Below are 25869 nucleotides of genomic sequence, written 5' to 3'. Positions count from 1 at the left end.
GCATCGGGCCGAATACTTAGCGAGCATGGAACGGCTCTCGCGTACCGCTCAGGTTGTAGGTGCGATCTATGCCGCGAGACGCACAATGAGAAATCCCGCGAGTACGACCGAGCGAGACCACGTCGTCGTCAGAGGGCCGCAAGACACTTGCGCGGAGGGGTTGGTGGCTAGCACTCACTGCTGGGCGTCCCACGTCAGCACGGCCATCGCCGCGCTGGCCAGCTCCTTGCCCGCATCGAGCATGTCATCCTCGGTCGGGCCGCGCCCGTCCCACCTTGCCAGGGCAGTGGACAGTTGCTCGACCAGGTGCGCCGGGATCATCGGTCGGCCACCTTGCGGTCGAGCTTGCTGAAGCGCCAGTGCTTGCCGGGGTAAACACCTGGCTCTGCGTGCGCTTTGTCCAGGTCCACAAGCTTCATAGCAACCGCCGTGTGAACGCGGCCCAGTCCGCGAGCCAGGGCTTGTACCTCCGGGTGCTCGGCGGGGAGCAGTCCGTACTTGCGGTAGAAGTCGTCAGCGGCGATGGTGTGGTCCTCGGACCAAGGCTGGCGCGTGCGGGCGTTGTAGACCGTGGCCCGGCTGACGCCGTACTCACGAGCCAGCGCCGAAGCGGACTCGCCCTCGGTCAACCGCTGGGCCACCGCGTCGGCCTGCTCGTCGTTCAGCGACGGGACGCGGCCCTTGTAGATGCCCTTGGTCTTGGCGATGGCAATGCCCTCCTTCTGGCGCTCTAGAATCAGGGCGCGTTCGAACTCTGCCACCGCGCCCATGACCGACAGCATCAGCGTCGCGCACGGGTCGCTAGCGTCGCCAAACGTCAGGCCCTCCTTGGCGAATCGAACCCGGATGCCCTTGGCCGTCAGCGTGTCAACGGTCTGACGGAGATCGACCAGCGACCGGGCCAGCCGGTCCATGCTGTGAACTACCAGTTCATCGCCCTCGCGCAGGTATGTCAGGCACTCGTTTAGCGCAGGCCGGTTGGTGTCCTTGCCGCTGGCGTGGTCGGTGAATATCTTGTCCAGATGAAGCCCGTCTAACTGACGGTCGGTGTTTTGATCGACGGTGCTAACCCGCACGTAGCCGATGGTCTGCCCCTTACCCATGTGCGCTCCCAGAGTGTCTATTTGAGCTCTGAGAGTCAACTTAGACTACTGCCTATCAATGCGCAACCCCACCCTAGTTAGACGCGAGATGCGGTTCGACGACGCGTTTGGCATGGGTGTGCCCTAGCTAGACACGCTGATTATGCGACGCAGGCGTGAATCCTGGTCCTTCCACGCTTCTCACCGAAGTCGTCGGCGGGTCGATGTAAACTGACCGTGCTTCATGAGACGCCGTCGCCAAGCTCCGACTGGACGGCACGCCAACCCCACGCTCGTGGGTGGCTCGGATGACGAAGCGGCCAGCACCAACTCGGTGCAGGCAAGAGCGCCTCACTCAGTGGAGGCCCGAATGAGGAACGGGCAAATGACCGACACCACTAAGCCGAACCGCGACCGTCCCTCCGACCGCGAGACTGCCAAAAACCCGCGCGGACCCGCCATGGGCCCACCCGAAGGCACAGCCTCGTCGGGAAGCACGTCACCGCCGCCCAACGTGGCCAGGCTGCGCGAGCTGGCCCAAGAGTTCGGCTTTTATCCGGCCACCACCAACCCTAAGACATCGAGCGCCACCGGCGACTCAACGCCGCCGCGGATAGGGCTTCAGCACATAGATACCGCCACGACCCTTGTGACCGCTGTGGCCAGGCCACCCGCTACAAGCAATTCCCCCTAGTCTGCCGCTGCACCACCCCGGACCGCTGCCCCCACCCGCCCATCTATGTCCAAGGCGACCACTGCCAACGCTGCGGCGGCGATCCACGGGTGCCTAGGGAGAGTATGCACAGGCAGCGGGAACACATTAAAGAGATCCAGGTAGAGCAGGAGCAGAAGAACGCCGCGCTGCCGATCCCTAGCGGACCCCCCTTGCGGATCGCTGATCAGTATGCGGCGGGGCGTCCGCACCGATGACCCGCGAGGAGCAGGCAGCAATGACCGATGACGAGATACTGGCTTTTCAACGGGCCAAGCACGGTAACCCCTATATACCGCTCAGCATGGCCAAGAAGATGCAGCGCGAGGGATACAAGTGGCGTCACCTAGAGAAGTCGGCGACGGGAACACCCCTCGAGCCGTGCCGCTATGGCGACGGGACCTGTCTGACTCATTCAGGTGGGCGGACGCGATGAGTGCCGAGCGCGGTTGGATCGGTGATCCGCAGCCCACGGCAGAACAACGCAAACACAGCGTTGAGGTTTGGGCTGAACGTCATCGCCTTAAGGGGCACCATCCGCACCCTGCGCCGACGAAGGAGAACCCGGAGCGGTGGGATTGTGAGTGCGGGTACATCTGGCGCATCCTGACGTCCGAACAGATTAGGCGGAAGTTCGCCCATCTGTCGCCGGCCAAGAGGAAGCGGCAAGGTTAGCGGCGACGCAGCCCAACTCGGCCAGGAGGGTGTACTCGGCGCGAATGGTATATCCAGCAGACCGCACTACAGATCAACGCATTCGAGCTTCGACGCAATCTCGCTGGCATAGTCCATCCAGCTGCGGCCTTCGACACTAGGAACCTTCTGCGAGAGGCGGTAAAGAGCACGCTCGCAGACCACTAGCGGGCATGCGATGGTTCCTAACCAACCGCGCACCGTTGCGTAGTCGGTGAAGTCTTCAGCCACTCCCCTGCGGCCTTCCATCTCTAGCTCGGTGCTCGGCGAGGGAGCTAAGTGGGCATGTATCCGTAACGCGTCGGCCGCACTATGAACCCGCCAGTCGAACACGAAGTGGTGTTCAGGCCACAGCGCGGCAAGCAACGCCGTCGTGGTGGCAAGTCCCGCGCCTGGAAGAGCGGATTTGAGCTGTTGCCAAGAGCTTTGACTCTCCCGCTCCACAACCAGTCCCGAAGGCAACGTGAACCGCTCACCCAGCACGGGAACAGGTTGCTCAATGTCATCGATGCGGGATGGGTGCAACCTTCGTCCACGTTGTCGCTTAAAGTTGCCAACGGCAAGAACGAGATGATGCCACCGCAACGCAAGCGCAGTAGGTTCATCGATTTGCCAGCATCGCCGCGCGAGCCAGAGTACGTCATTCCAAAGTCCGCCATCGGTCCATGTTTGGGCCAAGGCCAACGCCTTTGATGCTGTCAGGCCGGGAAGATCAGTCTGGACCATGCTGGCAATCGTGGCACATCGCAGAGTGACCAGAACGGCCTTCGAGGCTACTTACGGATGAGTCCCAACTCAGCCAGAAGGGCATATTCGGCGGCGAATGGCTTCTTCCGCTTCCGCCTGTAGCGCCGGATCGGCGCGTCCATCGGCTGACCGCTACGCCAACGGCGATAGTGGGTCGTGCAGTACCCGCGCGAGTGAGCGCGCCTGGGACACCGGATCTCCCTGCACCTCGCGGTTTCTGCCTCTCTTGGCTTCGCCTGGGGGAGTACCCCACGGGCGCTAGGGCGCGGACACCCGTGCGAATGCGCCCTTCTCTCCCCTGGGAAATCAGTCGCCAGCATTTGCATGCGCTTCGTTCATGACTCCCTCACCCCGCAATGTCCGCACGCGCTGACGCTCAAGGTAGGCGTCGATGTCGCTGCGCCGGAACACGATCCGGCCACTGCGGATATGGGAGGCTGGGCCGGTGCCGTGGTATCGCATCTGGTAGACGTGCCTCAGGGTCACACCCATCTCGTCCGCGTATTGCTGCGCGGTGACCAACTCGTCAGTCTGTGTAGTGCTCATTTGTGTACTCTTCCTTCCATGCCCTCGCGGGCTATCAAATCCTGGCGTAGTTGCAACCCGCACATTTCTCTTGCCCCCCACTGGGGTTGGGGCGGGCACTTGGGGGTCAACTCTTGCGAACGCTCCGGCTCCAACTTGGACGTTCCTGACCTCACCAATCGAATATTGGAATGCTGTCCTGGCGGCAGACAGCTTGTATCCTCAAAGTGAGGACACCGGTTCTCCCCATCTGACGGTGGTATTTCCTCCGCTGCGAACGGCAGGCCTATTCGGTTGTGGGGATTTGACTTATCGACCAACGATCTGATCGGGACAGGTCCGGCTGTCACCATCGTCTACTCGGTAGACGCTACGGTATTCCTGTTGCCGTGCCCGCCTGAGCTTATTGCGCGTCCGAATCCGCTTGGAGGAGATCGTGTTCCGCTTCGACATGGGCAGCTTGGGTGGGAGCTTTGTGACTGTGTAGATGCGACCAGCTATCTTGCGTTCGTCCGAAATTGTTGTTTCCCTTCTACTCATAATTATACAGCAAACTTCATGAACCATCGTTGGGATGCGACAGGCTCAGTGTAGACCACCTTCGCGACCGTGAACCGGGCGTTGAAATCGCTTGTGCTGTGCCAGTTGTGCCAGGCTCGGCAACTGGCACAACTGGCACAACTGAGGCCGAAGTCGCTCCCGGTTTACTCGGCCATCAGTCTGCTTGGCTGGGCGCATGACAGCAGCGACCACCGACACCGCAGCCGATTACAGCCCTGACCTCGCTCCCGTTTCACGCCTCCCGCAGCGTGATTCACTGACAGCTATGACCGCGCCCACCACCGATACGGCACCCGATCACGGCCCTGACGTGGGAACAGTTTCAAGCCAGGACGGGCATGCTTTCCTGAGAGCCGCAACTAGCGCACGGCGGCACGAGAACGGCTTGAGGGTCAAGGGCATCGGGCTGCAATGAACGAGGTGCTCGCACGCGACCAATGGCTACTAAGCCTCCCCCAGGCTCAGGCTGCGCTAGGCGGCATCAGCCTCACCCTGCTTTACAAGCTGATCGACACCGGGAGCGTCACGCGCGTCAAGATCGGTCGCCGGGCGTTCATCACCCAGGCGTCCGTGGCCGCGTTCGTCGCATCCCTGCCAGCCGCCTAGAAACCCAGCGCCCCACTCAGCGCATCGACTGCGGCGCGTGCCGATTGGTCAGAACCGTGTCCGTACACGTCGCCCGTGATCGCGACGGATGAGTGCCCAAGCAGATCCGAGACTTGCTTAATGTGGACGCCGGCCTCTAGCCATGCCGTTGCCGCCGAGTGCCGCAGCGTATGCGCCCCAACCCCTTCCAGCCCGATGCGCTTAGCCGCCGCCTCAACCACCCGCAGCAGGTTGCGCGGGTCGACAACACTCCCCAGTTCGGTGGTGAATACGAGTCCCGTGTCCGTCCACTGGTTGGCCGCCCGCATGCGTTCCTCTAGTTGGGTGACGCGGTGTCGGCGCAGCATGGCGACCACGGCCGGTGAGAGTGGGATCGTTCGCCGTGAGCGGTCGGTTTTCACCTCGCCTGTGGACAGCTTCCCGTCGATGCGCTGCACAGTATCCCGCACACGGAGCACACCTGCATCAAGGTCTACATCGGACCATCGCAGGCCGAGGCACTCTCCGCGCCGCAGGCCGGTTGTGGCGATTAGCAGCAGCGCCGTGTGATACCGAGAGCTTTCGGCGGCCGCCAGAAGCTCCGTGACTCGTTGCGGGTCAAGGTGTGCCGCCTCCTTGCGTGCTACGCCCGGTCGTTGCACCGAGGCGGCCGGGTTGCGTGCCAGTAGGCCGTCCCGGACAGCGCCATCCAGGCCCAGGCGCAGCACGGCATAGGTGCTGCGGATAGTGGAGTCGCTCAATGCCCGCACCGGCTCGGGGTTGGGCTTGTCCTTGGTGGGCTTGCCCGGTTTGGTGGCTGACCGCATCGACAAGATCAGCTTCTCAACATCGGACGGCCGCAGCTTGGCCAGCGATACTAGGCCGATCACCCCGTCCTCAATGTGCTTGCGACTCAGCGATGCGTACAGCGACCGCGTACTTGCCTTACGAGCTGACGCTGCCAGTGTGGTCTCGCGCCACCGCGCCATCCAGGCGGCGAGCGCCATCTTGTCGTCCGTGGCGGGCGCGCCGTTGTCGACACGGTCACGAACCGCCCTGACCTTCTCGCGTACCTCGCGCTGCGTTTTCCCGTAGACGCTGACGCGATTGAGGGTGCCGTCGGCATCGGTGTAGGAAAGTCGCACTTCCCACGTTCCGTTGGGACGCTTGCGGATGTTGCCGGTGCCGTTGGCCGAGCGTGTGCCCATGGCGGCAGGTTACCCCAACTGGGGTAACAACTGGGGTAAGCCTCGAAATCTCGAAGGTCGCATCTGGTCAAAACCACCTCTGAGCTCTGTCGGGCTGACAGGATTTGAACCTGCGACCACTTGACCCCCAGTCAAGTGCGCTACCAAACTGCGCCACAGCCCGGATGCGGCCGGGAGGACCGGCAGCAGGTCGAAAGCCTACCGCAGTCGCCGACCGGTTCCGCGACGGCCCGCCATCAGGCTTTTTCCAACGAGGCGCTCACGCGTTCAACCCACGCCAGCAGCGCCGCGGCCAGTGCGGCTTCCCGGCCGTAAAACCGCTGCGCGGGAACGGGGACGCTGACGGCCACCATCTGCCCGGGTACGCCGCGCAGCACCGCCCCCACCGCGCAGATGCCCTCGGTCTGCTCCTCGCGGTCGTAGGCGACGGCCTCGGCTCGGACGCGCTCGAGTTCCTTGCGCAGCACCGCCGGACTGGTGATGGTGTTCGGGGTGAGTGGGGTCAGGCGGCTGGCCTGCCGTTCGGGCGGCAGGTTGGCCAGCAGCGCCTTGCCGTTGGCGCAGCAGTGCAGCGGGAACGATTCCCCCACCGCACTAATGGCGCGCAGGCGGTGCGGGGACACCACCTGGTCGACGAACGTCGCGCGGTCGCCGTCGAGGACCGACAGGTCGACGGTCTCCCCCAGCTCCCGCGACAGTTCCTCCATGAACGGGTGCACGTCCATCACCACCCCGAGGCGCACGGTGTCGGCCATCTGCGCGATCTCCGGCCCGAGTCGGTACGGACCGCGGGCACCCCGGGCGGCCACCAGCCCTTCGTCGTCCAGCGCCCCCAGGATCCGGCTGACGGTGGACCGCGCCATCCCCAGCCGCTCGCCGATCTCGGCCTGACTGAGCCCGCCGGGGTGCGCCTGCAGCAGCCTCAACATGTCGGCTGCCCGGGCGATGACCTGGATGCCGGTGCCGTCGGACGTCATGCCGCCCGGCCGGTCTCGATGCGGTAGTCACCTGTGGGATCGACGATCGCCACCAGCCGCACGATGCACCCGTCACCGCCGACCCACCGCCACGGGAAGGCGGCGAAGGTGACGCGCCTGCCCGTGACCTGGTCCAGGTCCCCGCCGACGTTCTCGAAGCCATAGATGCCCTCGGACAGGATCGCCCGGTGACACGGCTCCCATTCGGAGAAGTCGTCGAGCACCTTGCGGCCGGTCTCCTGCTCGTATTCCTTGACCGCCCAGGGCAATAGGCCGCCGGTGTGTTCGGCGGGGCCGTGCGGCGCGATCGAGGTGGCCAGCGGGTGATCCAGCGCCTGGGTGTCGGTGCCGACGGCCTTGACGCCCTTGGCCGCGAACCACTCGCCCGCGTCCTTGTAGAAGCCGGGCGAATAGGCGTAGTACTCGGCGCTGTCGGCGTAGTTGTGGTGCCAGCCGGTGTTGACGACGACGATGTCGCCCGGCCGAATCTGCGGTGTCGCCTTTTCCAGATCCTCGGCCGTGACAACCTCCCACTTCTGTTTGGGGATCGAAACCACGACCCCGGTGCCGAAGAACGCGCTCAGCGGGATCTCGTGCAGGAATGGCGTGCCCTCGACCACATGCGCGGGCGCGTCGATGTGCGTGCCGGAATGCATGACGGTGGTGATCTTTTGGGTGAGCACGCGGCTGCGCGCCATGTTGTGCAGGCGCTCGATCTTGACGTCCTCGAAGTACGGCCACGCCGGCGCCCCATGACCCCACGGGTGGGACAGGTCGTAGAACTCCAGCTTCGATTCGGCCTCGCCGAGCGGCCAGGTGATGGTCATCCAAATTCCTTTCAGCAGGCGGTGTATCCGCCGTCCAGGTACATCACCTGGCCGGTGTAAAAGCTCGAAGCGTCGCTGAGCAGATAGATCAGGGCGCCGACGAAGTCCTCGGGCTCGGCGAAGCGGCGCAGGGGAATTCGCGCGAACATCGCCTCGCGGGTGGTGCGGCCCCTTTCGTCGTCGGCGTACATCCATTCGGTCAGGTCGGACCGGAAAACCGTTGGGGCGAGGGCGTTCACGCGGATGCCGTCGGCGCCCCATTCGGCGGCCAGGGACTTGGCCAGCAGATCGGTGGCCCCCTTCGACGGGCAGTACGCGCTGTATCCGGCGGCATGGCCGAGCGATCCGCGCACCGACGAGACGAGGACGACGCTGCCGCCGGCGCCCTGGTCGATCAGCACCCGCCCGGCGGCCTGGCACACCAGCCAGGCGCCGCGCGCGTTGGCGGCCATCACCTTGTCGAAGTCGTCGACGGCCATGTCGACGATGGGCGCGACGTGGTTCATGCCCGAGGCCACGAGCACGCCGTCGAGCCGGCCGTGCCGCGCGACGGCCGCCTCGACCATCGCCCGGGCGTCGGCCGGGGTCTCGGGCCGGCGCGCCACCACCGCGGCATCCTCGATGTCGGCCCCGTTGACCAGCTCAGCCAGGCCCGCGGCGTTCCCGCCGGCCAGCGTTAGTCGCGCCCCGGCCGCGGCCAAGGCCCGGACCGCGACGCTGCCCAGCGAACCGGTCGCCCCGGTGATCAGGATCGACTTGCCTTCGACGCTGAAGCGCGCGGCGGCGGGCGCTTCCTGTGGCACGTTCACGTCCCCTCTAAATCCCGCAATACGGTATTAGACACCCGTTTTACGAGAACCGTAAGGACAGCCGGGCGAAGAAGTCAACAGATATTCCTGTGATACAGCTTTCACATCCCGCATCGCAGGAAAACTCGCAATATCAGCATCGCTGAAGCGATTCGCCGGCGCTATCGCCGGCGCTATCGCGTTCGACAACCGCCAAACGGTCCGGAGAGGGCCACCAAGCACGCGAAAGGTCAGCGCCGCTTGGGACCCCGTTTTTCACGCACGCGCACGTTGATGCGGATCGGGCTGCCCTCGAACCCGAACGTCTCGCGCAGGCGGCGTTCCAGGAAGCGGCGATATCCGGCCTCCAGAAATCCGGTGGTGAACAGCACGAACGTCGGCGGCCGCGCGGTGGCCTGCGTGGCGAACAGAATGCGGGGCTGCTTGCCGCCGCGCACCGGTGGCGGCGTCGCCGCCACCACCTCCTTCAGCCAGGAATTCAGCGGACCGGTAGGAATCCGCATGTCCCACGACTCGAGCGCGGTTTCCATCGCCGGCACCAGCTTCTGCACCGCGCGACCGGTCCTGGCCGAGATGTTGACGCGCTGCGCCCACCGCAGCTGGATCAGCTCACGGTCGATCTCCCGCTCGAGCAGCTCGCGACGGTCCTCGTCGACCAAGTCCCATTTGTTGAAGGCCAGCACCAGCGCCCGCCCCGCCTCGATGACCATCGACAGCACCCGCTGGTCCTGCTCGGTCAGGGGCTGGGACGCGTCGATGAGCACTACCACCACCTCGGCGGCGTCGATCGCCGAGTGGGTGCGCACCGAGGCGTAGAACTCGTGCCCGCTGGCCTGCCCGACCTTGCGCCGCAATCCCGCGGTGTCGACGAAACGCCAGACCCTGCCCCCCAGTTCTATCAGTGAGTCCACCGGATCGACGGTCGTCCCGGCGACGTCGTGCACCACCGAACGCTCGTCTCCGGCAAGCTTATTCAGCAGGGAACTCTTGCCGACGTTCGGCTTGCCCACCAGCGCCACCCGGCGAGGGCCGCCTTCTGCCGGTGCGGATTCGGACAGGGCCGGCAGCACGGCAAGCACCTCGTCGAGCAGGTCGGCCACCCCCCGGCCGTGCATCGCGCTGATCGCGTGCGGCTCGCCGAGCCCCAACGACCACAACGCCGCCGCGTCCGCCTCGGCCTTCTCGCTGTCAACCTTGTTGGCGGCCAAGAAGACCGGCTTGCCCGAACGCAGCAGGATGCGCGCGGCGGCCTCGTCGGCGGCCGTGGCGCCGACGGTCGCGTCGACCACCAGGATGACCGCGTCGGCGGTGCGCATGGCCACCGCCGCCTGCTCGGCCACCAGGTGCTGCAGGCCCTTGGCGTCGGGCTCCCATCCCCCCGTGTCCTGCACGACGAACCGGCGCCCGGCCCACAGCGCGTCGTACGAGACGCGGTCGCGGGTGACGCCGGGGATGTCCTGCACCACCGCCTCGCGGCGGCCGAGGATCCGGTTCACCAGCGTCGACTTGCCCACGTTGGGCCGGCCCACCACGGCCACGACGGGCGCCGGCCCGGCCTCCTCCGCTTGCTCCAGGTCGGAATCGGAGTATTCCCAATCGCTTTCGTTGGCCCAGGTGCCGTCCTGTGTCACCGTACGGCCCCGCTTCGCTCCTGGACCAGGTCGAGCACGTGCGCGATCACCTGGGTCTCGGTCATGTCGCTGGTGTCGACGACCACCGCGTCCGGCGCCGCGCGCAGCGGCGACACGGGCCGCGTGGAGTCCAGGTGATCCCGGCGGCGGACGTCGGCCAGCACGCCGTCGTAGTCGTCGGCGAGCCCCGCCGCGACGTTCTGGTCGTTGCGGCGCCGGGCGCGGGTCTCCGCCGACGCGGTCAGGAAGACCTTCACCGGCGCGTCCGGCAGCACGACGGTGCCGATGTCCCTTCCCTCGACGACGACGCTGTCCGTGCCCTCGGCCATCGCTCGCTGCAGCGCCACCAGCCGGGTCCGCACGGCGGGGACCGACGAGACGGCCGAGACCGCGCGGGTCACCCCGTCGCCCCGGATCTCGGCCGAAACGTCTTCCTCGTCAAGGTAGTAGCGGTCCCCGGCGGGGTCGTAGTCCACCGACATCCGCACCCCGGCGGCGACCGATCCGACCGCTTCGGCGTCCGCGGGATCGACTCCGGCGCGCAGCACCGCCAGCGTCACCATCCGGTACATGGCGCCGGTGTCGAGGTATCGGGCGCCCAGCGCGCGCGCCAGACCCCTTGAGACCGAAGACTTTCCGGTGCCGGCCGGACCGTCGATCGCCACCACGACGGCGCTCACAACCCGACCGCCTTGTAGAGCTGACCGATCTCGCTGTGGCCGAGGGCCCGGAAGGTGCCGGGACGTTGCTTGCCCAGCGTCACCGGGCCGATGTCGGTGCGCACCAGCGCCTCCACCGGAAATCCCGCCGCCGCGAGCAGCCGGCGCACGATGCGGTTGCGCCCTTCGTGCAGCGTCAACCGCACCAACGTCTTGCCCGGAATCGCGTCGACCACCGCAAAATCATCGACCTTCGCCGGCCCGTCCTCCAACTCGACCCCCGCGCGCAGCTGCTTGCCCAGCCCGCGGGGCACCGAGCCGGCCACGGTCGCCAGGTAGGTCTTGGGGACCTCGTGGGACGGGTGCATCAACCGGTGCGCCAGTTCGCCGTCGTTGGTCAGCAGGATCAGCCCCTCGGTGTCCGCATCCAATCGCCCGACGTGGAATAGGTTCTTGTTGCCGCGGACCTTGCGCTCGATCAGGTCGCCGATGCAGGGCCTACCCCGGTCGTCCGACATCGTCGAGTGCACCCCGCGCGGCTTGTTCAGCGCCAGGTAGACCAGCGAATCGTCGAGGACCACCCTGGCCCCGTCGACGCGGATCTCCGAGCTGTCCGGGTGAACCCGGGTGCCCAGCTCGGTCACGACCCGGCCGTCCACCTCCACGCGGCCGTCGAGGATCATCTTCTCGGCCGCGCGCCGTGACGCGATTCCGGCCTGGGACAACACCTTCTGCAGCCGGACTCCCTCGGTGTCGACCATCAATCGTGGTCCACGTCGAAGGTCAGCGCCTGGTCGGACGCCGGCCGGCCCGCCAGTTTGATGAATCGTGGCTCGCTGTCCAGGGATTCGCTCAGGTCCTCGATCGTGTCGACGTCGGGCAGCAGCGGCGCGATGTCGGGTAGGTCGGTCAGCGACGTGAGACCCAGGCGTTCGAGGAATAGGTCGGTGGTGGCGAACGTCACCGCGCCGGAGTCGTCGTCGACCCCCGCCTCGGTGATCAGCCCCCGCGCGAGCAGCGTGCGCATCACAGCGTCGACGTTCACCCCGCGCACGGCGCTCACTCGCGCGCGCGTGACGGGCTGGCGGTAGGCGACCACGGCGAGCGTCTCGAGCGCGGCCCGCGTCAGCTTCGACCGAGCGCCGTCGAGCAGCAGCTTCTCCACGTACGGGGCGAAGCGGGCGCGGGTGTACATGCGCCACCCCTCGCCCGTCTGCCGCAGGTCGATGCCGCTGTCGCGGGCGGTGAGCTCGTCGGACATTGACTGCAGCTTCGCCGCGACCCGGTAGACGGGCTGCTGCGTGGCGGAGGCGAGCGCCTCGGCCGTAACGGGGGTGTCCACCACCAGCAGGAGCGCCTCGAGCACCGAATGGAGCTCCTCGGCCTCCATGGGCGCCGCCTCGGCGATGTCGGGGATGCCGTCGAGGTCGACGTCCGTGTTGTCACTCATCTATTCGTCCCGCACTTCTAACAAGGCTTCGTTGGTGGGACGCTCTCCGGTCCACGAGATCTGAAGCACGCCAAGCGGCTCTGATTGGTCGAATGCTACCGCCCGGGAACGATACAGTTCGAGCAGCGCCAGGAAGCGGCCCACCACCTCCATCGGGGCCTGACAGTCGGCGACGAGTTCGGAGAAGGTGGCCCAGGCGCCGCTGCCCCGCGCCTGTAGCACCTCGAGCAGCTTCTTGGCCTGCTCCGGGACCGACACCTGCACCTCGTGCAGGTGTCCGAGGCCCACCGTCGGGACCGGTCGCGGGCTGAACGCGATCGCGGCGATCTGGGCGAAGCGCTGCGCGTCGACGCCGAGCATCACCTCGGGCAGCAGCTCGGTGAACCGGTCCTCCAGCGAGACCGCACGCGGATAGCTGCGCAGCGCGGCGGCCTCCAGCTCGGCGAACATCTCGGCGACGTGCTTGAACGCGCGGTACTGCAGCAGCCGGGCGAACAGCAGGTCGCGGACCTCCAGCAGCGCGAGGTCCTCCTCGTCGTCGACCTGACCCGCCGGCAGCAGCCGCGCGGCCTTGAGGTCGAGCAGGGTGGCCGCGACCACCAGGAACGCGGTGGTCTCCTCGAGGTCCAGCTGGGCGCCGATCTGGCGGGTGTAGGCGATGAAATCGTCGGTGACCTGGTGCAGCGCCACCTCCGTCACGTCGAGGCGATGGGCGAAGATCAGCTGCAGCAGCAGGTCGAAGGGGCCTTCGAAGTTGGTCAGGCGGACCTGGAAACCGGTCGAGCTGCCGTTCTGCTGGGCCGCCTCACCGTTCGCGGCGGCGTTCACGCGCCAAATCGGTCGATGAACTCGCGGGCCAGCGCGCGATAGGCGATGGCGCCCGTCGACTTGGGCGCCCACGTGGTGATCGGCTCGCCCGCCACGCTGGTCTCCGGGAATCGGACGGTCCGGGTGATCACGGTGTCAAACACCAGGTCACCGAACCGCTCGACCACGCGCGCCATCACCTCGCGGGCGTTCACGGTCCGCGGGTCGTACCGCGTGAGCAGGATGCCGCTGATCTCCAGCTTGGGATTGAGCCGGTCGCGCACCTTGTCGACGGTGTCGGTCAGCAGCGCCAGGCCCCGCAGGGAGAAGTACTCGCACTCCGTGGGGATTACCACGCCGTCGGCGCAGGCCAGGCCGTTGACCGTGAGCAACCCGAGCGACGGCTGGCAGTCGATCAGCACGTAGTCGTAGCGGTCCAGCACCGGGTGCAACGCCCGGCCCAGCGTCTGTTCGCGGCCCACCTCGTTGACGAGCTGGATCTCGGCGGCCGACAGGTCGATGTTGCTGGGCACCAAATCCAGATTTTTCACCCGCGAGTTCAGCAGCACGTCATCGATCGACACCCGAGGCTCGACCAGGACGTTGTGAATGGTCTTCTCCAGCTCGTAGTGCGGCACGCCCAGCCCCGCGGACAACGCGCCCTGCGGGTCCATGTCGACCAGCAGGACGCGCCTGCCGTACTCGGCGAGCGCGGCGCCGAGGTTGATCGTCGACGTGGTCTTCCCGACGCCGCCCTTCTGGTTGCACATCGCCACGACCTTCGCCGGGCCGTGCGACGTGCGCGGCTGCGGCTCGGGAATCGCCCGCGGCGGGCGTCCCGTCAAGCCGATCTCGACGCCGGTGTCCGGGTGGTCGGTCGTCATGCCCGGGCAGCTCGGGAGGTGAACATCGGGGGAAAGTCTAACGGCTCGACGCCACTGCGCCGGCCGACCCGCAGCGCGTTTCACCAGCGAATATCAGCGATATTCCCTGGTCGATGGCACCTTTTGCCGCTTTTGCAACAGCCGTCACACCAGCACCATACGTCGGCGTCGTGGTGGTGGGAAAAACCGGCACTATCGTGGCCATCATGGATCTCAAGCGTCGCATGCCGCTGCTGCGGTGGTCGGTCTGGCGGATGGCCGCCGGCAACCGCAACATCACCACCACGGGCCAGATCGGTGACGGCCGCGAGGCCGCCGTCGTCGACTTCGTCCTGAAGAACGCCCGCCCGGACGACATCGGCCACGTGCTGGCCACCATCGACAAGTTCGCCTACGAAAAGTCGATGCTGATCAACGTCGGCGACGAGAAGGGCCTGATCCTTGACGCGGCCGTCCGCCGCGCCAACCCGGCGGTCGCGCTCGAGCTGGGCACCTACTGCGGATACGGCGCGCTGCGCATCGCCCAGGCCGCTCCCGACGCCAGAGTGTTCTCCGTCGAGCTGGCCGAAGCCAACGCCGCCAACGCCCGCCGGATCTGGGAGCACGCCGGCGTCGCGGACCGGGTGACGTGCGTCGTGGGCACCATCGGCGACGGCGGGCGCACCCTGGACAGCCTCGCCGAAGAGCACGGAATCACCTCGGGCACATTGGATTTCGTCTTCCTCGACCACGACAAAGACGCCTACCTGGACGACCTGAAGAGCATCATGGCCCGCGGCTGGCTGCGGCCGGGCGCCATCGTGGTCGCCGACAACGTGCGGATCCCCGGCGCGCCGAAGTACCGCGACTACATGCGTCAGCAGCAGGGTAAGCAGTGGAACACGGTCGAGCACAAGGCCCACCTCGAATACCAGTCGCTGCTGTCGGACCTGGTGCTGGAGTCGGAGCACCTGGGCTGAGCGCCCTCGCGCCGAGCGTCGACTAGATGGCGTGGAATTGGGCGGACGGGCGCAACAACTCGACGTTCGGCGAGAGAGGCTCGACGTTCGGCGAGAGAGGCTGACCTTCGGCGGGAGCGGCTAGGTCGCCCGCGGGTGTGCTCCGGCCCACACCTCGCGCAGCGCGTGCACCGTGACCAGCGTGTAGATCTGCGTCGTCGTCACCGAGGCGTGTCCCAGTAACTCCTGCACCACCCGGACGTCGGCGCCACCCTCGAGCAGGTGTGTGGCGAACGAATGCCGCAGCATATGCGGCGACACCCCGGAGGTGATGCCCGCGCGGTCGGCGGCGTCCTGCAGCACCTGCCACGCGCTCTGCCGGGATAGCCGCCCGCCGCGGACGTTGAGGAAGATCGCCGGCGTTCCCCGGCCACGCCGCGCCAACTCGGGGCGGCCGCGCACCAGGTAGGCGTCCAGCGCCTGCACGGCGGGGCGCCCGATTGGCACCAACCGCTGTTTGCCGCCCTTGCCGCGCAGCAGCACCGACCTGGCCTCGGTGTCGATATCGTCGACGTCGAGGCCGACGGCCTCCGAGATGCGTGAGCCGGTGGAGTACAACAGCTCCAAGAGCGCCCGGTTGCGCAGGGTCAGCGGGCCGTCGGATGGGCTGTCCCCGCCCGCGGCCTCCAGCAGGGCCAGCACCTCGTCGATGGTCAGGCTCTTAGGCAGCCGACGGCCCGGCGTCGGCGGCCGCACGGCCCGGGCGACGTCCAGTTCGGTGAGGCCCTCGGCGGCGGCGAACCGGTGCAAGCCGCGCACCGCGATCAGCGCCCGCGCCGCGGACACCGCCGACAGCGCCGAGGCGCCCGAGTCGGGGTCGCCGCGGCGCAGCGCCACCAGGAAGTCGCTGACGTCGCCCTCGCCCACCTTGGCCAGGTCGTGAATTCCACGGTCCGACAGGTGCTTGCTGTAGCGGAGCAGGTCGCGCCGATAGGAGCTCAGCGTGTTCTTCGCCACTCCCCGCTCGATGGTCAGGTGGTCGAGGTAGCCCTGAATTTGGGCCTCCAGCGCCACCGTCGTCAAGGCGCGGACCTCCGCGCGGAGAACGATCGCGGCCGGTCGGTCCACGGGCTCTCCACGGGGCGCGGCTGGGCGAATCCGTGGCTGACGGCGTGCGCGGCCAGGATCCCGGCGATGGCGATGGCGTTGACGATCTCGCCGCTGAACACCCGGCGCACGGCGTCAGCGAGCGAGTACCACTGCAGCGTCAGGTCCGCCTCCTCGTGCTCGCCCTCCGGCCGGCCGACCTCGCTGAGGCCGGTGGCCAGGTACACGCGCACCGATTCGTCGCTGAACCCCGGCGTGGAGTCCAGGTCGACGAGCACCTGCCACGCCACCGCCTGCAGACCCGCCTCCTCCTCGAGTTCCCGGGCGGCCGTCCGGTGCGGCGGTTCGCCGTCGACGTCGAGCAACCCGGCGGGCAGCTCCCACAGCCGGCGGCCGAGGGGGTGACGGTACTGGTAGATCAGCGGGATATTGCCGCCGTCGTCCATCGCCAAAACGGCGACCGCACCGAAGTGCTCGACGACCTCGCGCACCGCGGTGGTATTGCCCGGCATCCGGACATGATCGCGACGCAGCGCGAAAATCTTTCCGGTGTACAGGGTTTCGGACGAGGTCGTCTCGAAGAGGTGCTCAGCCACGGGCCGCGGGCGCGGATAGCCGCTGGGCGTCGTCCTGATGGTTGCCGTTGGCCGAGTGCTCGGAGATGTCCATCGGCAACAGCTCGCCGGCCTTGTAATCGATAGCCGCCCCGACGAACGCGACGAAAAGCGGATGCGGCCGGGTGGGCCGGCTCTTCAGCTCCGGGTGGGCCTGGGTGCCGACGACGAAGGGATGGATCTCGCGCGGGTATTCGACGAATTCGACCAGGTGGCCGTCGGGCGAGGTCCCGGAGAAGCGCAGGCCGCTCTCGGCGATCTTCTCCCGGTAGGCGTTGTTGACCTCGTAGCGATGCCGGTGCCGCTCGGACACCTGGGTCGCCCCATAGGCCTGCGCCACGATGGAGCCCTGCTCCAGGACCGCCGGGTAGGCCCCCAGCCGCATGGTCCCGCCGAGATCGGCTTGCCCGGCGACGATGTCGAGCTGGTCGGCCATCGTGGAGATGACGGGATCGGGTGTGTCCGGGTCGAATTCCGCCGAGCTCGCCTCGATCAGGCCGGCCGAGCGCGCCGCCTCGATGACGATGCACTGCAGGCCCAGACACAGCCCGAGCACCGGCAACCCGCGCGTCCGCGCGTGCCGCACGGCGCCGATCTTGCCTTCGATGCCGCGGATGCCGAAACCGCCCGGGATCAGCACGCCGTGCACGTCGCCGAGCGCCGACGCCGCACCGGTGGCGCTCTCGCAGTCATCGGAGGGCACCCAGACTAATTCGACCTTCGCGTGGTGCTTGAACCCACCGGCGCGCAACGCCTCGGTCACCGAAAGATAGGCGTCCGACAGGTCAACATACTTGCCCACCAACGCAATTCGCACCGTCTCGTGCGGCTCGTGCACGCGGCGCAGCAGGTCGTCCCACTCCGTCCAGTCGACGTCGCGGAACGGCAGGTTCAGCCGGCGCACCACAAACGCGTCGAGCTCCTCGCGGTGCAACACCTTGGGAATGTCGTAGATCGACGGCGCGTCCGGGGTGGAGATGACGCCGTCGATGTCCACGTCACACATCAGCGCGATCTTGTTCTTCAACGCCTCCGGGACGACGCGGTCGCTGCGTAGGATCAGCGCGTCCGGGGTGATGCCGATGCTGCGCAGCGCGGCCACCGAATGCTGGGTGGGCTTGGTCTTCAGCTCCCCTGAGGGCGCGAGATACGGCACCAGCGACACGTGCAGGAAGAACACATTTTCGCGCCCGAGGTCGTGACGGACCTGACGCGCGGCCTCCAGGAAGGGCTGCGACTCGATGTCGCCGACCGTGCCGCCGATCTCGGTGATGACGACGTCCGGCCGCCGGCCGTTGGCGTCGGGTTCGGCCATCGCCAGGATGCGGCTCTTGATCTCGTCGGTAATGTGCGGGATCACCTGCACGGTGTCACCCAGATACTCGCCGCGCCGCTCCTTGGCAATGACCGTCGAATACACCTGCCCGGTCGTGACATTCGCCGATCCCGACAGGTCGCGGTCGAGGAACCGTTCGTAATGGCCGACGTCGAGGTCGGTTTCGGCGCCGTCCTCGGTGACGAAGACCTCGCCGTGCTGGAACGGGTTCATCGTGCCGGGATCGACATTGAGGTACGGGTCGAGTTTCTGCATCGTCACCCGCAGTCCCCGGGCGGTCAACAGCTGCCCCAGGCTACTTGCGGTCAGCCCTTTACCGAGCGAGGACGCCACACCACCGCTGACGAAGAGGTGCTTGGTGGCGGTCTGCGGATGCCTACGCAATTAGCGACCTCCGTGAAGACGGGCAGGGCTTGAAAACCTCTTGGACTGATGGTTCCGCTATCAGCTGGGGCCTGCCGACCCACGGAAACCCACCTTAACATCCGGCGGCGCCCATCGCCGCGACACGCCCGACGGGGCGTCGATGGATGGTCTGAGCTATTGCGGGACGGTGATCGACGCGGCACCGTGACCGGTCCCATACTGCCCGACGTGGCCGCCGTTGATCAGATCGTGCAGCCCCAACACCGCGGTGATGCGACCGGGCGCGGCGTCGACGTCGTCGACTGTGCTGATCCCCGACGCGATGCCGGCGTCGGCGCGGGCCACTGCCACCGCGGCGCCGCCGGTCGCCGAGCCGTCGCGGCCGGCGATCAGGGCGCCCGATCCGTGCGGAGCCAGCGCCGCCGCGAACCGGGCCACGCTGACGCCCTGGTTGCCGGCGTCCTGCGGCAGCGACCCGCCGGTGATGATCACGGCGGCGTTGGCCGCCCCCATGTGATCGGGGGGCTGGAACGTCACGAAGCCGGTCTCGCGCAGCGCGGCGAGCACGGTGTCGCGCTGCGTGTCGTCGACGGGCGGGATGGCCGGATTGGTGTTGATGAGCAGGGCGATGCCCATCAGGTCGCCGGCCTGCGATCCCTGGTCGACGAGCTTGGTGCTCAGCTGCTGACCGGCCGGCAGCACCGACGAGTTCACCACGGTCCGCAGCTTCTCCGCGGAGTTGGCGTCGACGAACTCACTCGTCAGCGCCACCGTTCCGGTGACCGTGCCCCCACCCTGGCCGATGAACTTCGAGACCGCGGCGACGTCGTCGTCCTGCGCGTCCGGGGTGCGGAACACCACCACCGACTTGCCGGTCAGCGCGTCGTGCACGATCCGGCCGGCCAGCTGTGCGTCGAAATTGTTTCCCGCACTGAGCTTTTCGTTCAGGACGTTCTTCTGATCGTTGAGCCGGTTGATCTGCGAGTAGAGGTCCCGCTTCTCGGCACGCAAGCTCGACAGCAGGGTGTCGGACAAGAAACCGGACCCCAGGACGACCCCGACCGCCAGCGCCAGGAAGACGGCGGCGAGCGAGAGCGCGTGTTGGCGTAAGGAAATCATGAGTGCACGTCCTCGATGAGCGCGAAAACTACGTGATCAAGTGCTGCACCCACAGGGAGAAGCGGTTCCAGTAGTCGACGACCCAGTGCAGCACCAGGCCGTCGGTGCGGGAAACCCACAGGGCGACGATGACGGCGATCAGCATGGTGAGCGCCAGTAGCGCGATGGCGCCCGCGGAGATGTGGTTGCGGTACAGCGTGGCAACGGCCTTGGCGTCCACCACCTTCTCCCCCACCCGAAGCCGGGTGAGGAACGTCGAAGGGTTGCTCTGCGCGCGGGTGCGGTCGAAGAACGTCTCGATGTTGGCCCGGTCGCCGACGGTGACGAGCAGGGCGGCGCCGTGGTGGTCGGCCAGCAGGAGGGCCAGGTCCATCGCGGAGCCCGCGGCGGGGAAGGTCATGGCGCCGACGCCCAGGTCCTGGATGCGTTCCAGGCCCGGCGCGTGGCCGTCGGCGTCGGCCGGCAGCACGACGTGGGCGCCGCACTTAAGGGCTTCGGTGCTGATGTGGTCGGGGTCGCCCACGATGATCTGCGGCCGGTACCCCGCCTTGCGCAACACGTCCGCGCCGCTGTCCACCCCGATGAGCACCGGCTGGTACTCCTTGATGAACGGCTTGAGCGACTTCAGCTCCTCCTCGGCGGCGGGCTCGTCGGCGACGAGCACCACGTGCCGGCGGCGCAGGTCGACGTCGATGTCCGGGATGCCGATGCCGTCGATCAGCAGCGGGCTCTCGCTCTTGATGAACTCGATCGTGTTGCCGGCGAACGCCTCCAGGTGGGCCGCGAGCCCGCTCTTGGCCTCGCGCATCAGGTCGGCGATGTCGTGGTCGGTGCGCTCGGTGCCGCGGACCAGGCGGCGGTCGCCGGAGTAGACGCCGCCCTCGTGTAGCCGGATCTTCGAGCCGTCCTTGACCTTCTTGAAGATGTCGGGCCCGGTCTCGTCGATCAGTGTGACCCCGTTGTTGACGAGCACCTCCGGCCCCATGTTGGGGTAGCGGCCCGACACCGACGGGGACGCGTTGACGACCGCGGCGATGTCAGCCTCGACCAGCGCGTCGGCGGTGATGCGGTCCAGGTCGAGGACGTCGAGCACCACGATGTCGCCGGGGCACACCCTGCGCAGCAGTCGGTCGATGTTGCGGTCAACCCGGGCGGTGCCCACGAGGCCCGGCCGAGACGTATTACGGGACAGTAGACCTGACATCTTCATGACGCTCGATTCTGTCGGGCAGGGGGCCGTTCCCCGCGGAGGCGCGCCGTAACATCCGCCACAGAAGTTATCTATATTCACACCAGTCACAGGTCAATGAATCCTGCGCATCGGCTTGGTCGCGATCGGTTTGCGCGAGGGTGCGCAAATGTACGCCTTGCTCGGCGTGTCACTGTGCAAACACGCACGCTCGCGAATCGGGGGCGAGTCCGTCGGATCGGATCAGATCGGGTCAGGCCTTGTCGTTCTGGGCGGCGTCGAGCAGCTCCCGGGCGTGCGCGCGGCCGGTGTCGGAGTCGCCGAGCCCGGCCAGCATCCGCGCCAGCTCGGCGACGCGGTCGTCGTCGGTCACCCGCCGTACCACGCTGGTCCCCCGCGGGCCGGCGCTGTGCACCACCAGGTGCACGTCGGCGTACGCGGCGACCTGCGGCAGGTGCGTGACCACGATGACCTGGTGCGTGCGGGCGAGGCGGGCCAGGCGCCGCCCGATCTGCACCGCCGCCCGGCCCCCAACGCCCGCGTCCACTTCGTCGAACACCATCGTCGTGCCGGCCGCCGAGGCCGCGAGCACCACCTCGAGCGCCAGCATCACCCGCGACAATTCGCCACCGGACGCGCTCTTCGCCAGCGGTAGGACCGTCATGCCTCGGTGGGCGGCGAACCCGAACTCGACCTGGTCGACGCCGTCCGCTCCGGCCCGGGCCAGCTCACCGGACGGGAGCGCGAGCGCGGCCGGGTCGTCCCGGTCGCCGGCGAGATCGGTGGCCACGTCGATGGTGAACTCGGCGCTGGCCATCGCGAGCCCGCCGAGCTCCGCTGTCACTTCCTTGGCCAGCCGCTTGGCGGCCTTACGTCGCCCCTTGCTCAAATCGGTTGCGGCGCCGGCCAGTTCACGCGCCAACTCGTCGACCCGCCGTTCAAGCGCCGCGAGGCCCTCCTCGGACACGTCGAGTTGCGCCAGCCGCTGCCGCGACTCGTCGGCCCAGCGCAGCACCCCGTCGATGTCCGAGGCGTACTTGCGGGTCAGCGTGCGCAGCTCGGCCTGCCGGGCCAGCTTGGACTCCAGCGCGCTGGCGTCGACGGGGAGCTCGTCCAGGAAGGCGCCGAGTTCGCGCGCCACCTCGTTGATCACCGTCAGCGCCTCGTCGAGCTGTGCCGCCAACGACCGCAGCGTGGCGTCGTCGGTGGATTCGAGCGCCGCCCTGCCCCGGCCCACGCACTCGGCGGCGCCGAGGGCGGATCCGTCCGGGTCCTCCACCGACAACGCCTCCCTGGCGCCGGCCGCGGCCTCACGCAGCGTGTCGAGTTCGGAGAGCCGCAGGATGTCGGCGACCAGCGCGTCGTCCTCCCCCGGGCGTGGGTCGACGGTGTCGATCTCGTTGAGCGCGAACTTGAGTCGGTCGGCCTCCTGGGCCAGTTCCCGCGCGCGGTTGCGGCGGTCGACGAGGTCGCCCCGCGCCATGAGCCAGGCGTCGCGCAGTTTGCGGTAGCGCTCCAGCGCCGCGGCAGTTCCGGCGAACCGGTCCAGGGCGCCACGCTGCTCCTCTGGGCGCATCAGGCGCAGCTGGTCGTTCTGCCCGTGCAGGGTGAGCAGCTCGGTGGTGAAATCGCCGAGTGACTTGGCGGGCACGCTGCGCCCGCCGAGGTACGCCCGCGACGGCCCCTCGCGGCTGACCGAGCGCAACGCGATGACGCTGCCATCCTCGTCGCGCTCGGCCCCCGAGGCTTCCAGCATCCCGTCCAGGTGCGAGGCCATCGCCTCATCGAGATCCGTTGTGGTGAACCGGCCTTCGACGACGGCGCGTTCGGCGCCCGACCGGACTCGGGTGGCGTCGGCGCGGGCGCCGCCGAGCAGGTGCAGGCCCGTCACCACCATGGTCTTGCCGGCGCCGGTCTCGCCGGTCAGCACGGTGAGGCCGCGGCCGAACTCGCCCACGGCGGCGCTGATCGCGCCCAGCGACTCGATGCGGATTTCCGTCAGCATCTACAGGGACGCCGTTACTTCCCGCGCCACCCGGTCACCGGCAACCGGAATTTGCGCACCAGGCGGTCGGTGAACGGCGCGCTGTCCAGGCGCGCCCATTTCACTGGTGTGCCACAACGCCTCACCTCGAGCCGCCCGCCGGCGGGCAACAGCATCTCGCGGCGGCCGTCGCAGAACACCAGGGCGTCGTGCCCGTCACCCTCGATCTCGACGGCGACCGTGGCGTCGGGACTGGTCACCATCGGCCGGCTGAACAGGGCATGAGCGTTGTTGGGCACCACCAGGATCGCCTCGAGGTCGGGCCACAGCACCGGGCCGCCCGCCGAGAACGCGTAGGCGGTGGACCCCGTGGGCGTCGAGATCAGCACGCCGTCGCAGCCGAACGACGACACCGGGCGCCCCTCGATCTCCACCACCACGCCGAGAACCCCCAGCCGAGGGCCTTTTTCGAGGCTCGCCTCGTTGACCGCCCAGCCCTGCTGGATGATCTGATCGCCCTTGCGCACGACCACATCCAGGGTCAGCCGGTCCTCCACCCGGTAGTCGCGGGTGACGACATGCTCGAGCACGCGATCGATGGCCTCCGCCTCGGCCTCGGCGAGGAACCCGATGCGGCCGAGGTTGACCCCGAGCACGGGAATGCCGACGTTGCGCGCCAATTCGGCGGCCCGCAGGAAGGTGCCGTCACCGCCGAGCACCAGCACGAGTTCGCAGCCCTCGGCGGCGAGCGGGTCGGCATCGACCACCTCGATTTCGACGCCCATGGCCCGCACGTCGCCGGGTGACATGTGCAGCGGCCCCCTGTCGACCGCCTCGGCGGAAAGCACCCGGAGTCCAATATCGTTGTCGCCCAGCATTTTTTGGACGCGACGCGCGGTCTCGGTGGCCTCGTCGCGGCCGGTGTGAACCACCATCAGCACGGTGCGGGTCACTGCGGGCCCTCCTCGGATTGGCCCGCTCTCCCCCGCAAGCGGGAGGTGCCCCCATCTCGGGCCGTTCCGGCCCGCATCGTCGACGGGCCGTCCTCTACCGCGTCGCGCACCGCGTCCTCCAGCCCCTCATCCGATAGCCCCCGATCCGTCTGGGCGCGCAGCCACAGGAAGTATTCGACATTGCCCGAGGGACCCGGCAGCGGGCTGGCGGTGACACCAACGGTGCTCCAGCCCAAGTCCCGGGCGTACCGGGCGACGCTCAGCACGGCGTCGGCGCGCAATCCCGCGTCGTGGACCACCCCACCGGCGCCGACCTGGCCCTTGCCCACCTCGAACTGCGGCTTCACCATCGGCACGATATCCGCACCGGGCCAAGCACATCCAATCAGCGCGGGCAGCACCGCGGTCAGCGAGATGAACGACAGGTCGGCGACCACCAAGTCGACCCGCCCGCCGATCGCCTCCGGCGAGAGATGGCGCGCGTTGGTCCGCTCGACGACGACCACCCGGGGATCGCTGCGCAGCGACCAGGCCAACTGGCCGTACCCCACGTCGGCGGCGACCACCTCCGCCGCGCCCCGGTCCAGCAGCACCTCGGTGAACCCGCCCGTCGACGCTCCGGCGTCCAGGCAGCGCCGGCCCGTCACCGGTATTCCGAACGCGTCCAGCGCCCCGATCAGCTTGTGCGCGCCCCGGGACACCCAGCCGCGTTCGTCGTCCCCGGCGACAGTCAGCGCCGCCGTGGCCGCGACGGCGGTGGCGGCCTTGACCGCGGGCATGCCGTCGATGCGCACCCTGCCGGCGCCGATCAACTCGGCCGCCTGCTGACGCGACCGCGCCAGGCCGCGCCGAACCAGCTCGGCGTCAACGCGGGCACGTCGTGCCATGCGTGCACTCAGCCCTTCTCCGCCGACTTCAGCGCCTGCATCAGCACGTCGTGCGCCTCCGACAATCGCCGGGCGATCTCCTCGAGCTCGGCGAGCGACGGCCCGTTCTCGGGGTCGGCGGGGTCGGGCAACTGGGCGACCAGGGCCTCGATTTCGGCATGCAGCTGTTCGGGATCGATACTCATTGCGCTCCTACGCTAGTCACCGGTCAATCGGCGTGCACCAACGACCAGCGCGCCAGCGCCTCGCGGGCCCGGTCATCGGCGCCCTCGATGCGCGGGGGCGGCTCCGCGGAATCGGCGCCCCAGACGGCGCTGGCCACCGCCCGGACGACCGACAACCCGTCCCCCTCAGCGGAGCCGTTCCCGTGGACCGTCACCACCCCGGCGCCGACCTCGACGCGCCAGTCCGGCTGCGGCCCGACGGCGAGCGCCTCGGAGCCGGTGTGCAGCGAGCGCAGGTCGTGCGCGATATAGGTGGGCCGCCGGACCGGTTCGGCATACACCGCGTCCCGCGCGGTGCTCACCCCGGACAGCACCATCAGGCTGGGCAGTTGCGCGGCGTTTGCGCCCTCGATGTCGGTGTCCAGCCGGTCGCCGACCACTAGGGGTGCGCGGAAGTCGCCCCGGCCCACCGCGTCGTTCATCAGCTGCGGGGCGGGCTTGCCGGCGACCCGGGGTTGGGCGCCGGTGGCCGCCCGCAGCGCGGCCACCAAGGACCCGTTGCCGGGCAGGAGCCCCCGCTCGGTGGGCAGCGTGGGGTCGACGTTGGCCGCCACCCACAGCGCCCCCGCCCGGATGGCCAGCGCCGCCTCGGCCAGATCCGGCCAACCCAGCGTCATCGACAGGCCCTGGACGACGGCGACGGGGTCGTCGTCGTATCGGCGGACCGGGCGCAGGCCGACCGCGGCGATCTCGTTGGCCAGCGCGTCGGTGCCCACGATCAGCACCGGCGAGTCCGGCGGTATCAGGCCGGATAACAGGTGGGCCGCGCTCTGGGCGCTGGTGACGACGTCGTCGCCGGTGACCGCAAAGCCGAGGTCGCGCAGGTGCGACGCGACCTCGTCGGCGCTGCGGGAGGCGTTGTTGGTGACAAAGAGCTTGCGGCTGCGCACCTCGTCCAGTGCCAGCACGGCACCGGTCGTCGGCTGGGCGCCGCGAAAAACGGTGCCGTCGAGGTCGATCAGCAGGCAATCGTATTGCTGCGCAATGGTTTCCAC

The 25869-nt window shown here is 68.1% G+C and carries 25 protein-coding genes, 1 tRNA gene, 1 pseudogene and 1 riboswitch; of the genes and pseudogenes, 2 read left to right on the top strand and 25 right to left on the bottom strand.

What is annotated here, in order from left to right; all coding sequences use genetic code 11:
• Positions 1–174: 174 nt before the first annotated feature.
• The 4 genes and pseudogenes from SKC42_RS22805 to SKC42_RS22790 all read right to left on the bottom strand — a co-directional run bounded on the left by SKC42_RS22805 (position 175) and on the right by SKC42_RS22790 (position 3780).
• Positions 175–321: a hypothetical protein gene (locus tag SKC42_RS22805; protein ID WP_330966520.1), complete on the bottom strand. Its 147-nt coding sequence runs from the start codon at positions 319–321 to the stop codon at positions 175–177.
• A gap of 227 nt (positions 322–548) precedes the next feature.
• A pseudogene (locus SKC42_RS22800) lies at positions 549–1103 on the bottom strand (recombinase family protein); the annotation flags it as partial.
• Positions 1104–1322: 219 nt separating this feature from the next.
• Positions 1323–1435: riboswitch (SAM riboswitch) on the top strand.
• A gap of 1100 nt (positions 1436–2535) precedes the next feature.
• Positions 2536–3213, bottom strand: a complete 678-nt coding sequence (locus tag SKC42_RS22795; protein WP_330966519.1) for a hypothetical protein — start codon at positions 3211–3213, stop codon at positions 2536–2538.
• 327 nt (positions 3214–3540) lie between these two features.
• Complete coding sequence (locus SKC42_RS22790; protein WP_330966518.1) at positions 3541–3780, bottom strand: helix-turn-helix transcriptional regulator; 240 nt, start codon at positions 3778–3780, stop codon at positions 3541–3543.
• A 951-nt stretch (positions 3781–4731) separates the two neighbouring features.
• Here SKC42_RS22790 and SKC42_RS22785 point away from each other — a divergent pair.
• Complete coding sequence (locus SKC42_RS22785; protein WP_330966517.1) at positions 4732–4926, top strand: DNA-binding protein; 195 nt, start codon at positions 4732–4734, stop codon at positions 4924–4926.
• On the opposite strand, the gene SKC42_RS22780 is transcribed toward SKC42_RS22785, so the two are convergent.
• From SKC42_RS22780 to SKC42_RS22730, 11 genes are all read right to left on the bottom strand, one after another.
• Positions 4923–6113 carry a tyrosine-type recombinase/integrase gene (locus SKC42_RS22780; protein ID WP_330966516.1) on the bottom strand — a complete coding sequence of 397 codons (1191 nt, stop codon included), beginning with the start codon at positions 6111–6113 and terminating at the stop codon, positions 4923–4925. The two genes, SKC42_RS22785 and SKC42_RS22780, sit on opposite strands and share 4 nt — an antisense overlap.
• 89 nt (positions 6114–6202) lie before the next feature.
• A tRNA-Pro gene (locus tag SKC42_RS22775) sits at positions 6203–6276 on the bottom strand.
• A gap of 73 nt (positions 6277–6349) precedes the next feature.
• Positions 6350–7090, bottom strand: coding sequence for an IclR family transcriptional regulator (locus SKC42_RS22770; protein ID WP_330966515.1), 741 nt, complete (start codon positions 7088–7090; stop codon positions 6350–6352).
• Positions 7087–7917: a cyclase family protein gene (locus SKC42_RS22765; RefSeq protein WP_330966514.1), complete on the bottom strand. Its 831-nt coding sequence runs from the start codon at positions 7915–7917 to the stop codon at positions 7087–7089. Before SKC42_RS22765 ends, SKC42_RS22770 begins: the two co-directional genes overlap by 4 nt.
• 11 nt (positions 7918–7928) lie before the next feature.
• Positions 7929–8726: an SDR family NAD(P)-dependent oxidoreductase gene (locus SKC42_RS22760; RefSeq protein ID WP_330966513.1), complete on the bottom strand. Its 798-nt coding sequence runs from the start codon at positions 8724–8726 to the stop codon at positions 7929–7931.
• 230 nt (positions 8727–8956) lie between these two features.
• Positions 8957–10357: a ribosome biogenesis GTPase Der gene (gene der / locus SKC42_RS22755; protein WP_330966512.1), complete on the bottom strand. Its 1401-nt coding sequence runs from the start codon at positions 10355–10357 to the stop codon at positions 8957–8959.
• Positions 10354–11037 carry a (d)CMP kinase gene (gene cmk, locus SKC42_RS22750; RefSeq protein ID WP_330966511.1) on the bottom strand — a complete coding sequence of 228 codons (684 nt, stop codon included), beginning with the start codon at positions 11035–11037 and terminating at the stop codon, positions 10354–10356. Before cmk ends, der begins: the two co-directional genes overlap by 4 nt.
• Entirely contained in the window at positions 11034–11777 is a 744-nt protein-coding gene (locus SKC42_RS22745) for a pseudouridine synthase (RefSeq protein ID WP_330966510.1), read from the bottom strand. Before SKC42_RS22745 ends, cmk begins: the two co-directional genes overlap by 4 nt.
• Positions 11777–12466, bottom strand: coding sequence for an SMC-Scp complex subunit ScpB (gene scpB, locus SKC42_RS22740; RefSeq protein ID WP_330966509.1), 690 nt, complete (start codon positions 12464–12466; stop codon positions 11777–11779). Before scpB ends, SKC42_RS22745 begins: the two co-directional genes overlap by 1 nt.
• Complete coding sequence (locus SKC42_RS22735; protein WP_330966508.1) at positions 12467–13294, bottom strand: segregation/condensation protein A; 828 nt, start codon at positions 13292–13294, stop codon at positions 12467–12469.
• Positions 13291–14157, bottom strand: a complete 867-nt coding sequence (locus SKC42_RS22730; protein ID WP_330966507.1) for a ParA family protein — start codon at positions 14155–14157, stop codon at positions 13291–13293. Before SKC42_RS22730 ends, SKC42_RS22735 begins: the two co-directional genes overlap by 4 nt.
• Before the next feature lie 206 nt (positions 14158–14363).
• Between SKC42_RS22730 and SKC42_RS22725 the strand changes: the two genes are divergently transcribed.
• A complete protein-coding gene (locus tag SKC42_RS22725; protein ID WP_330966506.1) occupies positions 14364–15116 on the top strand; it encodes an O-methyltransferase in 753 nt (250 codons plus the stop codon).
• Positions 15117–15236: 120 nt separating this feature from the next.
• On the opposite strand, the gene xerD is transcribed toward SKC42_RS22725, so the two are convergent.
• The 10 genes from xerD to SKC42_RS22675 all read right to left on the bottom strand — a co-directional run bounded on the left by xerD (position 15237) and on the right by SKC42_RS22675 (position 25869).
• Positions 15237–16178, bottom strand: a complete 942-nt coding sequence (gene xerD / locus SKC42_RS22720; protein WP_330966543.1) for a site-specific tyrosine recombinase XerD — start codon at positions 16176–16178, stop codon at positions 15237–15239.
• A complete protein-coding gene (locus SKC42_RS22715; RefSeq protein WP_330966505.1) occupies positions 16175–16798 on the bottom strand; it encodes an NUDIX hydrolase in 624 nt (207 codons plus the stop codon). The genes xerD and SKC42_RS22715 overlap by 4 nt, the downstream gene beginning before the upstream one ends.
• Positions 16791–18536: a CTP synthase gene (locus tag SKC42_RS22710; RefSeq protein ID WP_330966504.1), complete on the bottom strand. Its 1746-nt coding sequence runs from the start codon at positions 18534–18536 to the stop codon at positions 16791–16793. The genes SKC42_RS22715 and SKC42_RS22710 overlap by 8 nt, the downstream gene beginning before the upstream one ends.
• Positions 18537–18692: 156 nt before the next feature.
• Positions 18693–19637 carry a copper transporter gene (locus SKC42_RS22705; protein WP_330966503.1) on the bottom strand — a complete coding sequence of 315 codons (945 nt, stop codon included), beginning with the start codon at positions 19635–19637 and terminating at the stop codon, positions 18693–18695.
• Between the two features lie 28 nt (positions 19638–19665).
• Entirely contained in the window at positions 19666–20847 is a 1182-nt protein-coding gene (gene steA / locus SKC42_RS22700) for a putative cytokinetic ring protein SteA (protein ID WP_330966502.1), read from the bottom strand.
• A gap of 232 nt (positions 20848–21079) precedes the next feature.
• Entirely contained in the window at positions 21080–22831 is a 1752-nt protein-coding gene (gene recN, locus SKC42_RS22695; protein WP_330966501.1) for a DNA repair protein RecN, read from the bottom strand.
• Positions 22832–22845: 14 nt separating this feature from the next.
• The gene (locus SKC42_RS22690) at positions 22846–23763 is read right to left on the bottom strand and encodes an NAD kinase (protein WP_330966500.1); all 918 of its coding nucleotides are present in this window, start codon (positions 23761–23763) and stop codon (positions 22846–22848) included.
• On the bottom strand, positions 23760–24650 hold the full coding sequence (locus SKC42_RS22685; RefSeq protein ID WP_330966499.1) for a TlyA family RNA methyltransferase: 891 nt from the start codon (positions 24648–24650) through the stop codon (positions 23760–23762). The genes SKC42_RS22690 and SKC42_RS22685 overlap by 4 nt, the downstream gene beginning before the upstream one ends.
• Positions 24651–24658: 8 nt before the next feature.
• Complete coding sequence (locus SKC42_RS22680; protein WP_330966498.1) at positions 24659–24835, bottom strand: hypothetical protein; 177 nt, start codon at positions 24833–24835, stop codon at positions 24659–24661.
• Between the two features lie 23 nt (positions 24836–24858).
• Positions 24859–25869 carry an HAD-IIA family hydrolase gene (locus SKC42_RS22675; RefSeq protein WP_330966542.1) on the bottom strand — a complete coding sequence of 337 codons (1011 nt, stop codon included), beginning with the start codon at positions 25867–25869 and terminating at the stop codon, positions 24859–24861.

The sequence above is a fragment of the Mycobacterium sp. 050134 genome, from assembly GCF_036409085.1.
Classification (GTDB): domain Bacteria; phylum Actinomycetota; class Actinomycetes; order Mycobacteriales; family Mycobacteriaceae; genus Mycobacterium.
The sequence above is the reverse complement of the archived record's forward strand: the minus strand, read 5'-3'. Positions and strand labels throughout refer to the sequence as shown.